Genomic DNA, 16,153 nt, shown 5'->3' on the forward strand with positions numbered 1-16,153 from the left:
TCTGATGTCCGGCGCGGGAGCGCGCGAGTTCTCCCGCCGCCGCGACCTTGGGGTCAGTCCGCCGGACGCTCGCCGACGCGTTCCAGTAGCGCCATGGCGGCGGCTGGTGCGCGCACCTTGCCCTCGTGGATGAAGAAGGCGAACACGTCGCGCGGAGTCCGCTCCGGTGCAGTCGCGGGATCGATGCAGGCAAGGTCCTCGGGCTGGCCGCCGGCGGCGAAGATGCGGAACCGCTCGGTCCAATGGTCCAGTTCGGCGGGCGGATAGGCGGTCTCGATGTCGTCCGATCCGGTCTGCAGCCGCGCATAGACGAAGTCGCCCGTGACGTCCGGGATCAGCGGATAGGTCTCGTGGTCGGCGAGACAGACGGCGACCTTGTACTTGCGGCACAGGGCGAGGAAGGCCGGATCCTTGAAGCTGTCGTGCCGCACCTCGACCACATGGCGCAGCGGCAGGCCTTCGAGGCGATCCGGCAGCAGCTTGAGGAAGCCCTCGAAATCCGCCGGCTCGAACTTCTTCGTGCCCATGAACTGCCACAGGATCGGTCCCAGCCGGTCGCCCAGCTCGACCAGGCCCTGGTTCAGGAAGACCTCCATCGACTGGCCCATGTCGGCCAGCACCTTGCGGTTGGTGCAGAAGCGCGAGGCCTTGATCGAGAACTTGAAACCGTCGGGCGTGGCGGCGCGCCACTTGGCGAAGCTGTCCGGCTTGAAGGTCGAGTAGTAGGTGCCGTTGACCTCGATGACGGTGAGGCGCCGGGAGGCGTACTCCAGCTCCTGCGCCTGCTTCAGACCCTTCGGATAGAAGACCCCGCGCCAGGGCTCGAAGGTCCAGCCGCCGATCCCCGCCCGGATGACACCCGTCTTCTTCACGACGCTCTTTCCTCGACCGCCACCGCCGCCCGCAACCTAGTCGCAGGCAGGCTGGCGGGCCAGACGTCGCGGAGGCTCGAGCCCGCCCGAAACAACCCGGCCTTAACCTTACAGACAATACACTTCACACCATGAAGCATTTCCGCGTAAGCGGAGATTGCGAGGCGTCCGCAGACGATGCGCGCGGGGGAGGGGCGTTTTGGGAGGGGTGTGTCGGCGAGGTTCTTGCGCCGGTCACGATGTGCGTCCAACAACTAGCCCAGCCGGCGGCGCATCTTCGCCGACGGGGGGATAACCGCCGGGGTCAACCGGCCTGAAAACAACATCCATGCGTTCCGTCGTCTACATCGCCGCGCCCCTTTGCTTTGCGCTCGCCGCTTGCGGCTCCGCGCCGAAGCCGGATCTGCGCCTGCCCGTCGCCTACGAGGCGCCCCAGCCGGCGCCCGCCGGCGCGGTGGCGCTCGACCGCTGGTGGACGACCTTCGACGATCCGCAACTGACCGCCCTGATCGACCAGGCGCTGGTCGCCAATCCCGACGTGAAGAGCGCCGCCGCGCGCCTGCTCGAGGCGCGCGCCAGCCGGCAGAGCTCCCTCTTCCAGTTCCTGCCCCAGGGCGACGCCAAGGGCTCGGCGACGCGCACCGACACCCGGGGCGGCCTGGTCATTCCGGGCATCGAGATCCCCGGCCTGACCAGCGGCGGGGCCACCGAAAGCTATTCGGCCAATTTCGACGTGAGCTGGGAGGTGGACCTGTTCGGGCGCTTCCTGGCGGCCCGCAAGGTGGCGAACGCCGATGTCGCCGCCGCGGGCTTCGACTATGTGGGGACGCGCACCAGTCTCGCGGCCCAGGTCGCCGACGCCTATTTCCAGGCGCGCGGCCTGGCCATCCAGCTGGCCGACGCGCGCGAGACGGCGCGCATCCAGCGCGAGCTCTACGAGCTGGCCGCCAAGCGCGCCCAGGCCGGGCTCGCCACGACCGCGGACGCGGACCGCGTCGCCGGCGACCTCTCGCAGTCGGAGGCCCAGGTCGCCTCGCTCGAGGCGGAGCTGCAGGTCCAGCGCCGCACGCTGCTGATCCTCGCCGGACGGACCGTGGAGCCCACCAGCAGCATCGACGTGCAGCCCTTCGTCGCCGCCGCGCCGGTCGTGCCGGCGGCGGTCCCCAGCGAGCTTCTGCGCCGTCGGCCCGACGTGCGCCAGGCGGAGGCGCAGCTGCGGGCGGCGATCGGCAGCGTGACGGTGGCTCGGCTGGCCTTCCTGCCGACCTTCACCCTGAAGCCGGGCTACGGGTGGTCCAAGACCATCCAGGGCGACTCGACCAACGCCTCGACCAGCTGGAGCCTCGGCGGGGCCGTCAGCCAGCCGGTGCTCAACATCCCGAGCCTGCTGGCGCAGGCCAAGGTCTATGACGCCCGCGCCCGACAGTCGGCGGCCGGCTACGAGAAGGCGGTGCAGACCGCCTTCGGCGAGGCTGAGGGGGCGCTGGTCCGGCTCGACGCCGACCGCCGCCGCGTCGCCCTGCTGACCGACGGCGAAGCCCGCGCCCAGCGCGCCTTCAAGGCGGCGCGCCTGGGCTACAGCCTGGGCCTGAACGATCTGCAGGACACCCTTTCGGCCGAACAGTCCTGGCGCGCGACGCGCACCCAGCTCACCTCCGCCCAGGTGGAGGCCGTGCGTCGGGCCGTGCAGGCCTACAAGGCCATCGGCGGCGGCTGGTCCGGCGGCGAGGCCCCTTCCAAACCGCAGGCGACCCTTACGCCGGCCCCTGATCGCGGCGCCTAATGAGACTTGACCGGATGAGACGACCGACGACCGCCCTTCTCGCCCTCGGCGCCGCCTTGGCGCTGTCCGGCTGCCACAAAGCTGAGCCCAAAGCGGCGCCGGCCCAGGCGCGCACGGTGACGGTGGTGCGCATCGAGCCGCGCGCCATCGCCGGCGCGCTGGCCGCCTCGGGCGACCTGGTCGCCCGCCAGGAAGCCGCCGTCCTGCCGGAAGTCACCGGCTACCGGGTCGCCGCGGTGCTGACCGATGTCGGCCAGTACGTCCGCCGGGGCCAGGTGCTGGTCCGCCTCGACCCGGCGCTGATCGAGAGCCAGGTCGCCCAGCAACAGGCCCAGCTCGCCCAGGCCGAGGCCCAGGCCGCCCAGGCCGAGGACCAGGCCTCGCGGGTGAAAGGTCTCGATGACCAAGGCGTGCTCAGTCAGGAGCAGATCGCCCAACGCCGCTTCCAGGCCCGCGCCGCCCGCGCGACCGCCAACGCCCAGGCCGCGGCGCTGCGCGACCTTCGCGTCCGCCAGGCCAAGTTGCAGGTCGTCGCGCCCGTCAGCGGCCTGGTGCTCGAGAAGACCGTGCGTCCGGGCGACCTGTCCGCCGGCGGAACGGACGCCTGGTTCCGGATCGCCGCCGACGGCCAGGTCGAGCTGCAGGCGCAGCTCTCGGAAGACGACCTGGCCCGGGTCCGTCCGGGCCAGCAGGCCCAGGTCACCCTGCCCAGCGGCGCGGTGGTGACCGGGTCGGTCCGCCTGATCAGCCCGCAGATCGATCCGCAAACCAAGCTCGGCTACGTGCGGCTCGCCCTGCCCGTGCGCGACGACATCCGCGCCGGCGGCTACGGCCGGGCGGTGTTCACCGACGCCGCCGGCAAGGCGCTGGCGGTTCCCGAGACGGCGGTGCGCTACGACGCCAACGGCGCCAGCGTGATGGTCTTGCAGACCAACAACCGGGTGAAGCAGGTTCCGGTGCGCGCCGGTCTGCGCGGCTCGGGGCTGGTCCAGCTGACCGACGGCCCGCCGGCGGGATCGCGCGTCGTGGCGAACGCGGCGAGCTTCCTGCTTGACGGGGATCTGGTGCGGCCTGTGGAAGGCGCGGTTCAGACGGCGGTGACCCGCTGATGAGCGACGCCCCGCACGAGCCCGAAGGCCCGCAGGACGGCGGCTTCAAGATCTCCGCCTGGGCGATCCGCAACCCGGTGCCGGTGGCGGTGCTCTTCCTCGCGCTGATGCTGGCGGGGATGATCGCCTACAGCGGCCTGCCGGTGAAGCAGTTCCCGAACATCACCTTCCCGCTGGTGACGGTCACCGTGACCGAGAGCGGCGCGGCGCCGGCCCAGATGGAGACCCAGATCACGCGTCCGGTCGAGGACGCGATGGCGGGCATCTCCAATGTCGAGGATATCCAGTCCTCCGTCACCCAGGGCGTGTCGACCACCTCCATCCAGTTCGAGATGGGCGAGGATCTGCAGAAGAAGACCGACGAGGTCCGTTCGGCCATGGACGGGATCCGGGCCAACCTGCCTCGCGACATCGACGAACCCATCGTCAAGCGGGTGGAGATCGATTCCGCCCCGATCCTGACCTATGCGGTCTATTCGCCGGGCATGAGCGACGCGGACCTCTCCTGGTTCGTCGACGACACCATCTCGCGCGAGCTGCAGTCGGCCAACGGCGTGGCCCAGGTGTCGCGCGTCGGCGGCGTGAACCGCGAAATCAACGTCCTGGTCGATCCCGACCGGTTGGCCGCGCGCGGCCTCACCGCCTACCAGATCAACAACGCCCTGCGCGGGGTGCAGACCGAGGCGCCGGGCGGCCGGCTCGACATCGGCGGCCGCGAGCAGACGCTCCGGGTCGTCGGCTCCGTCGAGACCCTGCGCCAGCTGCGCGACCTCACCATCCCGACCGGGACGGGCGGCTTCGTGAAGCTGACCGACGTGGCCGACATCGGCGACGGAACCTCGGAGGTGCGCGGCTTCGCGCGCCTGAACGGCCGGCCGGTGGTCGGCTTCCAGGTGATGAAGACGCGCGAGGCCAGCGACGTCGCGGTGGACGACGCGGTCATCGCCAAGCTCGCCCAGATGGAAAAGAGCCATCCGGGCGTCAAGTTCACCCGGATCTTCTCCTCGGTCGACGAGACCCGCACCAGCTTCAGCGCCACCCAGCACGTGCTGATCGAAGGCATGCTGCTGGCGGCCCTGGTGGTGTTCTTCTTCCTGCGCGACTGGCGCGCGACGGTCATTACGGCCTTCGCCATGCCGATCTCGCTGATCCCGACCTTTCTGGTGATGCAGGCGGTCGGCTTCTCGCTGAACGTGGTCACCCTGCTCGCCCTGACACTGGTCATCGGCATCCTGGTCGACGACGCCATCGTCGAGATCGAGAACATCGAGAAACGCGTCGCCGCGGGGCTTCGGCCCTACGCCGCGGCCATGCTGGGCGCCGACGCGATCGGCCTGGCGGTGGTGGCCACGACCATGGCCATCGTCGTGGTCTTCACCCCGGTCAGCTTCATGCCGGGCATCGGCGGCCAGTTCTTCCGCGAGTTCGGACTGACGGTGGCCGTCGCGGTGCTGTTCTCCTTGCTGACCGCGCGCCTGCTCACCCCGCTGATGGCGGCCTATTTCCTGAAACCCTCGGTGCGTCCGCACGTGCCGAAGCCGTTCGAGGGCCGCTATCGCCGGGTCCTGGAGTGGGCGCTCGACCACCGGATCGTGGCCTCCGTGGCGGGCGGCGTCATCTTCCTGGGCTCGCTGGCGCTCGTGCCCCTGCTGCCGCAGGGCTTCCAGCCGGTCGGCGACCCCGACTACCTCTACGTCGGCATCAAGGGCCCGCCGGGCGCCACTGTCCAGGACATGGAGCGCACCGCCTCGAACGTCAGCGCCCTGTTCCAGAATCAGCCGGAGGTCAGCGACGTCTTCGTCCAGATCGGCTCGACCGGAGGCGCGGGCCTCAATCTCGGCGGCACCGACCTGCAGACGGGCACCGCCACGGTCCTGTTGAAGCCGAAGCGGACGGTCAGCGGGGACGCGTTCCGCTCACGCGTGCACGAGCGGCTGCTGGCCATCCCGGACGCGCGGCTGAACTTCCTCGATATCCAGGGCCAGGCCGGCTTCCAGCAGGTGCTGACCGGCGACGACCCCAAGGCGCTGGAGGCGGCGACAGCCGAGCTCGAGCGCCAGATGCGGACGCTGAAGGTGCTCAACGACGCGCGCCCGTCGACGCCGCCGACCTCGCCGGAGGTGGTGATCCGGCCGCGGTTCGACGAAGCCGCGCGCCTGGGCGTCTCGACCGACACCCTCGCCTCGATCGCCCGGATCGCCACCACCGGCGACATCGACGCCAATGTCGCCAAGTTCGACGAGGGCGAGCGCCGGATCCCGATCCGCGTGCGCCTGCCCGCCGATGCGCGCTCGAACCTGGAGCGCATCCGCAATCTGCGCGTGCCGACCGCGGCCGGCGGCGTGACCACGCTGGGCGCCGTCGCCGATGTCCAGTTCCAGGCGGGGCCCGGCCAGATCAACCGCCTCAACCGCGCCCGTCAGATGGGGGTCCAGGCGGAGCTGAACGCCGGGGTCGTGCTCGGCGACGCCGCCAAGGCGGTCCAGGCGCTGCCGATCATGAAGAGCCCGCCCAAGGGCGTGCGCCCGGCGGCCACCGGCGACACCAAGTTCATGCAGGAGCTGTTCGGCAGCTTCGGCCTGGCCGTGTTCGCCGGCGTGGGCATGATCTACGGCGTGCTGATCCTGCTGTTTAAGTCCTTCTTCAAGCCGGTCGTGATCCTCTCGGCCCTGCCGCTGGCGGTGGGCGGCGCCTTCCTCGGGCTGCTGATCTTCCACCTCTCGCTGTCGATCCCCTCGCTGATCGGCTTCCTGATGCTGCTGGGGCTGGCGGCGAAGAACTCGATCCTGCTGGTCGAGTACGCCATCGAGGGCGAGCGCCGGGGCATGACCCAGCGCGCCGCCCTGCTGGAGGCCTGCCACGAGCGCGCGCGTCCGATCATCATGACGACGCTGGCCATGGCGGCCGGCATGCTCCCCACGGCGCTCGCGCTGGAGAAGGGGTCGGAGTTCCGGCAACCGATGGCGGTGGCCGTGATCGGCGGCCTGATCACCTCGACGGCCCTGTCGCTGTTCCTGGTCCCGGTCGTCTACGAGTTCATCGACGACTTCGAACAGTGGCTGCGCCCCAAGCTCGCCAAGGTGGTGACGCCGCGCGAGCCGGCTCCGGCCGCCACGCCGGAGGAGGCGGGCTAGAGCTCGCCTCTTATCACCCGGGCGAAAAGCTCGGGATCGACATTGCCGCCGGACAGCACCAGGCCGACGGTGCGGCTGGCGACCTCGACGCGACCGGCGAGCAGGGCGGCCAATCCGGCGGATCCGCCGGGCTCGACCACCAGCTTCAGCGCGCCGAAGGCGTAGCGCATCGCCTCGGCGGCCTCGGCGTCGGTGACCGCGACCGCGCCGGCGAGGTTTCGCTGGAGAATCGGGAAGGTCAGCTCGCCGGGGACGGGGCTTTCCAGCGCGTCGCACAGCGATCGGCCCGGCGGGGTGATGGCGACCCGCCGGCCGGCCTCCAGCGACTGGCGCAGGTCGTCGAAGCCGGCGGGCTCGACCCCCCAGATCTCGACGTCGGGCGCCTGCGCTTTCAGTGCGATCGACAATCCTGCGAGCAGGCCGCCGCCGCTGACCGGCGCGAGCGCCAGGTCCAGGTGGGCGCCGACCGCCGCGGCTTGTCGGGCGAGCTCCAGCCCCACCGTCCCCTGGCCGGCGATGATGTGCGGATCGTCGAAGGCCGGGACGACGACGGCCCCGCGCTCCGAGGCGATGGCGGCGGCGATCGCCTCGCGGCTCTCGGTCAGCCGGTCGTAGCGATGCACCTCCGCCCCGTAGCCGAGGGTGGCGGCCACCTTCACCTCGGGCGCGTCGGACGGCATGACGATCAGGGCGGGAATCCCCAGCAGCCGGGCCGCCAGCGCCACGCCCTGGGCATGGTTGCCGGAGGAAAAGGCCACGACCCCGCGCCGGCGCGCCCCGACGTCCAGCTGGAACAGGCGGTTGTAGGCCCCGCGGAACTTGAAGGCGCCGACGCGCTGCAGGGTCTCGAGCTTTATCAGCACCCGGGCCCCCAGCCGCTCGTTGAGCGCCGGGCTCTCGATCAGCGGGGTTTCCACCGCGATGCCGGCGATACGCCGGGCCGCGGCTTCGATGTCGGCGAGGGTGACGCTGGGGGCGGGCATGGGTGAAGAGATACCGCGCCCCGCGGGGGCCGCGAAGCCCTCCGACGCGGCGCCCTCTTGAGGCCGGCCTCGGTCTCGTCTAAACCGCCCGCGCGCCGCCGAACCGGTTTTTGTGCGCTACAACCGACCAAGCCCATCCGCCGAGCACCTGTCGAAGGGCGGCTGGGTCCCTCCAGGCGGGTCGAAGAGACATATCCATGGCCAATGTGACGGTGATCGGCGCTCAGTGGGGCGACGAGGGCAAGGGCAAGCTGGTCGACTGGCTGTCGAACCGCGCCGACGTGGTCGTGCGCTTCCAGGGCGGCCACAACGCCGGCCACACCCTGGTGGTCGACGGCAAGACCTACAAGCTGTCGCTGCTGCCCTCCGGCGTGGTGCAGGGCAAGCTGTCGGTGATCGGTAATGGCGTCGTGGTCGACCCCTGGCACCTGCTGTCGGAGATCGAGAAACTGGCCGGCCAGGGCGTGGCGATCACCCCGGACCTGCTGGTGCTGGCCGACAACGCCTGCCTGATCCTGCCGCTGCATCGCGACCTCGACCAGGCGCGCGAGGCGGTCGCGACCAACAAGATCGGCACCACCGGCCGCGGCATCGGCCCGGCCTACGAGGACAAGGTCGGCCGTCGGGCGATCCGCGTCGCCGACCTTGCCGACCGTTCGGCGCTGGAGGCCAAGATCGACCGGCTGCTGGCCCACCACACGCCACTGCGCCGCGGCCTGGGCCTGCCGGACGTCGACGCCGCCGCCCTGCTGACTGAGCTGGAGAGGCTGGCGCCGCAGATCCTGGCCTTCGCCCGTCCCGCCTGGCTGCTGCTCGACGAGATCGTCAAGTCCGGCAAACGGGTGCTGTTCGAAGGCGCCCAGGGCGCGCTGCTCGACGTCGACCACGGCACCTATCCCTATGTGACCTCCTCCAACACCGTGGCCGGCCAGGCGGCGGCGGGTTCCGGCATCGGCCCGCGCGGCGCGGGCTTCGTGCTGGGGATCGTCAAGGCCTACACCACCCGCGTGGGCGAAGGGCCGTTCCCGACCGAGCTGTTCGACGAGGTCGGCCAGCGGCTGGGCGAGCGCGGCCACGAGTTCGGCACGGTCACCGGCCGGGCGCGGCGCTGCGGCTGGTTCGACGCCGCCCTGGTCCGCCAGTCGGTGGCGCTGAACGGCATCAGCGGCATTGCGCTGACCAAGCTCGACGTGCTGGACGGCTTCTCCAAGCTGAAGGTCTGCACGGGCTACAAGCTGAACGGCGAGACCCTCAGCTACTTCCCCGCCGGACTGAAGGCGCAGGCGTCGCTGGAGCCGGTCTACGAAGAACTGGACGGCTGGAGCGAGACCACAGCAGGCGCCCGCGACACCCGCGACCTGCCGGCCAACGCCATCAAATATGTGCGCCGCATCGAGGAGCTGATCGGCGCGCCTGTGGCCCTGCTTTCGACCAGCCCGGAGCGCGACGACACCATCCTGATGCGCGATCCGTTCCAGGACTAATTCGGGCCGCGGAACAGGGGTCCGTCAAGGCGTTCTTTACAGACCGCGCGCTAGGACAGGCAGACGCCTGGAGCCTGCCGTGTTCAACCAAATCGCCAAGACGACCCAACGCATGTCGCCCATGCTGCGCCGGGTGCTGATCGTCGATCCGCAGCCCAACAGCGCGCGGATGCTCGGCGAGCTTTTGCGCGACATGTGCCAGCCCGATCTGTGGATGGCGCCGACCAACGCCAAGGCGCTGAAGATGGCCGACAAGGTCGATCCTCAGGTGATCTTCTGCGAGCTTTCGTCCGACACCGTCGACGGCGCGGCGTTCACGCGGGCCCTGCGGCGGGGGCGCCTGGCCTGCCGCCAAGCGCCGGTGATCCTGGTCACCCACCAGGCCCCCGCAGCGGCGATCCTCGCCGGCCGCGACGCGGGCGCGCACGAGTTCGTCCGCCGGCCCTATACGGTCAAGGACCTGACCCGCCGGCTGGAGGCCGTGACTCTGCATTCGCGCGGCTGGGTGGAGGCGATGGACTATGTCGGCCCGGACCGGCGCCGGTTCAATTCGGCGGAGTACCAGGGGCCGCTGAAGCGGCTCTCCGACCAGCCCGCGCCGCCGCAGGCGGTGCGCATCGCCGAGGCCCTGAAGATCGTCCGCTCGGCGCTGTCGGCCATCGACCGTGACCCGACCCAAGCGCTGCGCGCCCTGCTCGCCCAGACCACCGAGCTGACGCTCGCGGCCTCGGAGGTTTCCGACAATCGCCTGGCGATGGCCACCAACGAGCTGCACCGCTACCTGTTCGAAGTCGCTGGCGCCGGCGGACTGAACGCAGCCGAAGCCAGCCGCCGCGCCCAGTCGCTGCTGGGCTACGGCGGCCGCGATGCGCGCCACGCGGCTTAGGTCAGATGCCCCCCTGTGAGGCAGGGCAGTTGCATATGCTTTCAACCTGAGCCGTCATCCCGGCCGGAGCGAAGCGGCGATCCGGGACCCAGGGGGTCCTGCAGTGCGGCGGCCCTGGGTCCCGGATCGGCCTGCGGCCGTCCGGGATGACGGGCATTTAGGCGATAGTTCTCCCCCGGAGGGGGCGTTACTCGCCCTACGCGTCCACCAGGTTCCGTTCCACAGCGGCCGTCCGCATCGACTTCTGCAGCTTCTCGAAGGCGCGGACCTCGATCTGGCGTACCCGCTCGCGGCTGACGCCGTACTGGGCGGCGAGCTCCTCGAGCGTGGTCGGCTCGTCCTTCAGACGCCGCTCGGTGAGGATGTGCCGCTCGCGGTCGGAGAGCTCGGTCATCGCCTCCTCGAGCAGGCTCATGCGGATGGTCCGCTCCTCGCTGTCGGCGACCACGGTCTCCTGGCTGGGGGTCGTATCGTCGACCAGCCAGTCCTGCCATTCCGATTCCGAGTCCGCGCGCAGGGGCGAGTTCAGCGAGGCGTCGCCGCCGGCGAGGCGGCGGTTCATCGAGATGACCTCCTCGTCGAGCACGCCGAGCTTGGTGGCGATCTGGCTCACCTGGTCGGGGCGCAGGTCGCCTTCCTGCAGAGCGGCGATTTCGGACTTCGCCTTGCGCAGGTTGAAGAACAGCTTCTTCTGCGCCGCGGTGGTGCCCATCTTCACCAGGCTCCAGGACCGCAGGATGTATTCCTGGATCGAGGCGCGGATCCACCACATGGCGTAGGTCGCCAGGCGGAAGCCCTTGTCCGGGTCGAATTTCTTCACCGCTTGCATCAGGCCGACGTTGCCCTCGGAGATCACCTCGCCGATCGGCAGGCCGTAGCCGCGGTAGCCCATGGCGATCTTCGCCACGAGGCGCAGGTGGCTGGTGACCATGCGGTGGGCCGCCTGCGGGTCTTCATGCTCCTGCCAGCGTTTGGCGAGCATGAACTCCTCGTCCTTGGCCAGCATGGGAAATTTCCGGATCTCCGAGAGATACCGGCTCAGGCCGCCTTCCGGCGACATCACGGCGAGCGCGTTCACGGCCATGGACTATCCCCTCATTTCCGGACGCGGGCCGTCGCGCGAGGTTGCGCAAGCACACCATGTCCCCCAACCCCTCAGATAGGAACGAGGTTGCGGTAGAGCTAGATGCGGGGGAGGCGGCCCGAATGTCCGACTACACCGCTAGGGTATTTATTCCTCCATCGGGGCGGCTTCAAGGCAAGGATTCTTACAAGTGCGACAGGTTCTCTCGGGGCGGTTGCGCTGTCGTTGATGCGGCGCAGGGCGAGATCTCTTCCTGGGGCCGGGTTCGCGGCTCGCGTGACCTCGTGTGACGATGAATTCGGCGCGCGCCTAGTTCCTAGGCGCCGCACCGCCGTAGCCTGAGGCGCGCCCGCAACTCCGTTGACACCCCGCCCGCCCGCTCGTCCGGTCGAGCCCGGAGGTGCGATGGATTCGGCGGTCTTGCAGCAGCGGCGGGAGGACTTCGGCGAGCTGGGCGTGGCTCTGGACTACGCGCGCCGGCTGTTGGGCCCGCGTCCGCAGGCCGCCCTCCTGCAGGCCCTGGAGATCCTCAAGGTCGCGCCTCGGCACGTCGAGGCCCTGCTGATCCTGGCCGCCGCCGAGCAGGCGCTCGGCCGTCTCGACCACGCCCGCGCGGCCCTGCAGCACGCCCTCGGCCTCGCCCCGCAATCGCCTGCGGTCTGGCTGGCGCTGGGCGATCTGGCGGTCGCCGCCGACGAGCCCGAGACCGCCGACGAGGCCTATCTGCGGCACATCGAATATGCGGTGCATGATCCGCTGCTGATGGCCGCCGCCGGCGACCTCGCCGAGGACCGGCTTCCGGAGGCCGAGCAGCAGCTCAAGCAGCGGCTGAAGGCCCACCCCACCGACGTGGCGGCCATGCGGATGCTGGCGGAGCTGGCGACCCGGCTCGGCCGCTACGCCGACGCCGAGGCGCTGGCGGTCCGCTGCCTGGAGCTGGCGCCCAGCTTCCTCGGCGCGCGCCATACCCTGGCCGTCGTCCTGCAGCGCCAGAACCGGGGCGCCGAGGCGCTGGCGCAGGTCGAGCGGCTGCTGGCCGTCGAGCCCGACAATATGGGTTTCATCGGCCTGAAGGCCGCAGCCCTCACCCTGGTCGGCGAGTACGAGCAATCCGCCGCCTTCTACAGGACGGTGCTGGCGCGCCACCCCGACCAGTCGAAGCTGTGGCTGAGCCTTGGCCATACCCTGCGGACGCTCGGCCGGCAGACCGAGAGCGTCGAGGCCTATCACCGGGCGATCGCCCTGCAGCCCGGACTGGGCGAGGCCTGGTGGAGCCTGGCCAATCTCAAGACCCATCGGTTTTCGGACGACGACCTGGCGGTCCTGCGCCGCGAACTGGCGCGGCCGGAGCTGTCGGACGACGACCGCCTCCACCTGCACTACGCCGACGGCAAGGCGCTGGAAGACGCCGGCCAGGACGCGCCGGCCTTCGCGGCCTATGTCGAGGGCGCGCGCCTGCGCCGCGAGCAGGTCGGCTATGACGCGGCGGCGGCGACCGAGCAGATGCATCGCATCCGGGCGGCGTTCACGCCGGACCTCTTCGACCGGCGCGCCGGCCAGGGCTGCGACGCCGCCGATCCCATCTTCATCGTCGGCCTGCCGCGCTCCGGCTCGACCCTGATCGAGCAGGTGCTATCGAGCCATCCGGACGTGGAAGGCACGATGGAGCTGCCGGACCTGGCGGCCCTGGCCAAGGAGATCGACGGCTATCCGACCGCCGTCGAGGGCCTCTCCCCCGACCGGCTGCGCGAACTGGGCGAGCAGTTCCTGGAGCGCACCCGGGTCCAGCGGAAGTCGGCGCGACCCTTCTTCATCGACAAGATGCCGAACAACTTCGTCCACACTGGCCTGATCCAGCTGATCCTTCCGCGGGCGAAGATCATCGATGCGCGGCGCCATCCGATGGGCGCCTGCTTCTCGGCCTTCAAACAGCATTTCGCGCGCGGCCAGCACTTCTCCTACGGCCTCGCTGACCTCGGCCTCTACTACCGCGACTATGTGGAGCTGATGGCGCACTTCGACGAGGTGCTGCCGGGCCGGGTCCATCGGGTCTTCTACGAACAGATGGTCGAGGACCTGGAGGGCGAGACCCGCCGGCTGCTCGACTACTGCGGCCTGGATTTCGATCCGGCCTGCCTGCGCTTCTACGAGAACGAGCGGGCGGTGCGCACCGCCAGCTCGGAGCAGGTGCGCCGGCCGATCTTCCGCGACGGCCTGGACCAATGGCGGCGCTTCGAGCCCTGGCTCGCGCCGCTCGCAACCGCGCTGGGGGCGGCGCTCACGACCTATCGAAGCGGGACGAGCGGCGAAGACGCCGTTCCGTGAAGGACCAAGAGGGGGTTTAAGATGAACGTCGATCTCGAAGCGGCGCGCATGCTGCGCGCCGGACGCCGCAGGGCCATGGTGGGGGCGCTGCTGGCGGGCACCATGCTCAGTCCGCTGCCGGCCTTGGCCGCCGGGGCCGCCGCCGAAGGCGACGCCAACACCATCGCCGAGGTGGTCGTCACGGCGCAGAAGCGCTCGGAGAATATCCAGGACGTGCCGGCCAGCATCCAAGCGCTCGGCGCGGTCGCCTTGGAGCGGCTGAACGTCAACCAGTTCCAGGACTATATAAAGTACACGCCCTCGGTCACCTTCCAGACCCTGGCCCCCAGCCAGACCAGCATCTACATGCGCGGGGTCTCCAGCGGCGACAACGCCAACCACTCCGGCCCGCTGCCGAGCGTCGGCGTCTATCTGGACGAGCAGCCGATCACCACCATCGGCGGCGTCCTCGACGTCCACGCCTACGACCTGGAGCGGATCGAAGTCCTCCCCGGGCCGCAGGGGACCCTCTATGGCGCCAGCTCCCAGGCCGGGACGTTGCGGATCATCACCAACAAGCCGACCACCGACGGCTTCCACGCCGGCTATGACCTGCAGGGGACCTACGTCGATCACGGCGAGGCCGGCTATATCGCGGAGGGCTTCGTCAACCAGCCGCTGGGCGAGAAGGCGGCCGTGCGCCTGGTCGGCTGGTACGAGCGCGACGGCGGCTTCATCGACAACACGCCCGCCACGCGCACCTTCCCGACCTCCGGCGCGACCATCGACAACGCCGCCGTGGCGAAGAAGAACTTCAACCCCACCGACACCTTCGGCGGCCGCGCCGCGCTGAAGGTGGACCTGGACGAGAACTGGACGATCTCGCCCACGATCATCGCCCAGGAGCAGAAGTACAAAGGGGTCTTCGGCTACCAGCCGAGCGTCGGCTTCCTGCAGGTCAACCGCTTCCAGCCGGATCGCTTCAAAGACCGCTGGGCCCAGGCCGCGCTGACCATCAACGGCAAGATCGGCAAGTACGACCTCGTCTACTCCGGCGGCTACTTCAAGCGCCGGGTTGATTCGACGACCGACTATACGGACTATTCGATCTTCTACGACGCGGCCTACGGCTCAGGGGCCTACTGGCAGGACGCCAGCGGCGCGCCCTTGGCCACGCCGCAGCAGTCGATCACCGGGCGCGACCGGTTCAGCAAGCAGAGCCACGAGCTGCGCATCGTCTCGCCGTCCAGCGACCGGCTGCACTTCATCGCCGGCCTGTTCTGGGAGCAGCAGGACCACTGGATCCTCCAGAACTACCAGATCGCTGGCTTCAACCCGGCGCTCTCGCCGACCGGCTATCCGGGGACCATCTGGCTGACCAACCAGCAGCGCGTCGACAAGGACAAGGCCGCCTTCGGCCAGGCGACTTTCGACGTCACCGAACAGCTCAGCCTGTCCGCCGGGGTCCGCACCTACAAGTACCGGAACTCGCTGGCGGGCTTCTACGGCTTCGGCGCCGGCTACAACGAACTGACCGGCTACAGCTCGGGCATGGGCGCGAATTCGGTCAACTGCCAGTTCCTCACCACCTATCACGACCTGCCCTGCGTGAACCTGAACAAGGTGGTCACAGGCTCGGGCGAGACCTACCGGTTCAACGGCACCTACAAGTTCGACCGCGACCGGCTGGTCTATGCGACCTATTCCACCGGCTACCGGCCGGGCGGCCTCAACCGCAACGGCCTGCTTGGTCCCTACGCGGCGGACAAGCTGAAGAACTACGAGATCGGCCTGAAGTCGGCCTGGTTCGACCGCAGCCTGATCGTCAACCTCGCCGCCTATTACGAGAAGTGGAACGCCTTCCAGTTCTCCTTCCTGGGCCTCAACAGCCTGACCGTCGTGCAGAACGCGCCGGCGGCCACCATCAAGGGCGTCGAGGGTTCGGTGGAATGGCGCGCCACCTCCGACCTCACCCTGTCCGGCGGCTTCGCCTACAACAACGCTCGGCTGGCGCGGAACTTCTGCGGCGCAGACCCCGACACCGGCGACATCATCCCGACCTGCTCCGGGGCGGACATCGTCGCCCCCGACAAAGCGCGTCTGCCCTACACCCCGCCGTTCAAGGGCAATGTGACCGCCCGCTACACCTTCGAGCTGATGGGCTGGAACGCCCATGCCCAGGGCTCTTTCGTCTACCAGAACCGCACCCAGGTCGGGCTTCGCACCTCGGACGTGGAGTTCCTCGGCTCCATGCCGGGCTACGCTGTCACCGATCTGTCGGCGGGGATCGAGAAGGACCGCACCAGCGTCGAAGTCTATGTGAAGAACGTCTTCAACTCGCACGGCCAGGTCAACCGCTACACGCCCTGCACCGTGGAGGTCTGCGCCGCCGACGTGCCGGGCATACCGAAGGCGGTCTATGTGGTGCCGATCCAGCCGATGACGCTTGGCGTCCGCTTCGGCCAGAAGTTCTGACGGCGATGGGATAGACGCCCGCCTCGGCGCCTGTGCGCG

At 69.7% G+C, this 16,153-nt stretch carries 10 protein-coding genes; 7 read left to right on the forward strand and 3 right to left on the reverse strand.

Annotation, left to right across the window (positions count from 1 at the left end; translation table 11 throughout):
- Positions 1–53 precede the first annotated feature (53 nt).
- Entirely contained in the window at positions 54–872 is an 819-nt protein-coding gene (locus ACSQ2B_RS18780; protein WP_436052147.1) for a DUF72 domain-containing protein, read from the reverse strand.
- Positions 873–1,200: 328 nt separating this feature from the next.
- On the opposite strand from ACSQ2B_RS18780, the gene ACSQ2B_RS18785 reads away from it, so the two are divergent.
- From ACSQ2B_RS18785 to ACSQ2B_RS18795, 3 genes are read left to right on the forward strand one after another with little or no spacing between them, the layout of a single operon-like run.
- Positions 1,201–2,655, forward strand: a complete 1,455-nt coding sequence (locus tag ACSQ2B_RS18785) for an efflux transporter outer membrane subunit (protein WP_436052149.1) — start codon at positions 1,201–1,203, stop codon at positions 2,653–2,655.
- 14 nt (positions 2,656–2,669) lie between these two features.
- A complete protein-coding gene (locus ACSQ2B_RS18790) occupies positions 2,670–3,764 on the forward strand; it encodes an efflux RND transporter periplasmic adaptor subunit (protein ID WP_436052151.1) in 1,095 nt (364 codons plus the stop codon).
- A complete protein-coding gene (locus ACSQ2B_RS18795) occupies positions 3,764–6,898 on the forward strand; it encodes an efflux RND transporter permease subunit (RefSeq protein WP_436052152.1) in 3,135 nt (1,044 codons plus the stop codon). The genes ACSQ2B_RS18790 and ACSQ2B_RS18795 overlap by 1 nt, the downstream gene beginning before the upstream one ends.
- Here the strand turns inward: ACSQ2B_RS18795 and ACSQ2B_RS18800 are convergent.
- On the reverse strand, positions 6,895–7,881 hold the full coding sequence (locus tag ACSQ2B_RS18800) for a threonine ammonia-lyase (RefSeq protein ID WP_436052154.1): 987 nt from the start codon (positions 7,879–7,881) through the stop codon (positions 6,895–6,897). The two genes, ACSQ2B_RS18795 and ACSQ2B_RS18800, sit on opposite strands and share 4 nt — an antisense overlap.
- Positions 7,882–8,078: 197 nt before the next feature.
- Here ACSQ2B_RS18800 and ACSQ2B_RS18805 point away from each other — a divergent pair, with 197 nt between their 5' ends.
- Together ACSQ2B_RS18805 and ACSQ2B_RS18810 are read left to right on the forward strand one after the other, a co-directional pair.
- A complete protein-coding gene (locus ACSQ2B_RS18805) occupies positions 8,079–9,365 on the forward strand; it encodes an adenylosuccinate synthase (protein WP_436052156.1) in 1,287 nt (428 codons plus the stop codon).
- A 79-nt stretch (positions 9,366–9,444) separates the two neighbouring features.
- A complete protein-coding gene (locus ACSQ2B_RS18810) occupies positions 9,445–10,251 on the forward strand; it encodes a response regulator (RefSeq protein ID WP_436052157.1) in 807 nt (268 codons plus the stop codon).
- A gap of 196 nt (positions 10,252–10,447) precedes the next feature.
- On the opposite strand, the gene rpoH is transcribed toward ACSQ2B_RS18810, so the two are convergent.
- The gene (rpoH, locus tag ACSQ2B_RS18815) at positions 10,448–11,335 is read right to left on the reverse strand and encodes an RNA polymerase sigma factor RpoH (RefSeq protein ID WP_436052158.1); all 888 of its coding nucleotides are present in this window, start codon (positions 11,333–11,335) and stop codon (positions 10,448–10,450) included.
- Between the two features lie 405 nt (positions 11,336–11,740).
- Between rpoH and ACSQ2B_RS18820 the strand changes: the two genes are divergently transcribed.
- Positions 11,741–13,660, forward strand: a complete 1,920-nt coding sequence (locus tag ACSQ2B_RS18820) for a sulfotransferase (RefSeq protein ID WP_436052159.1) — start codon at positions 11,741–11,743, stop codon at positions 13,658–13,660.
- Positions 13,661–13,681: 21 nt separating this feature from the next.
- Positions 13,682–16,114: a TonB-dependent receptor gene (locus ACSQ2B_RS18825; protein WP_436052161.1), complete on the forward strand. Its 2,433-nt coding sequence runs from the start codon at positions 13,682–13,684 to the stop codon at positions 16,112–16,114.
- Positions 16,115–16,153 lie beyond the last annotated feature (39 nt).

This window comes from Phenylobacterium sp. LjRoot225 (genome assembly GCF_964252855.1).
Classification (GTDB): Bacteria; Pseudomonadota; Alphaproteobacteria; order Caulobacterales; family Caulobacteraceae; genus Phenylobacterium.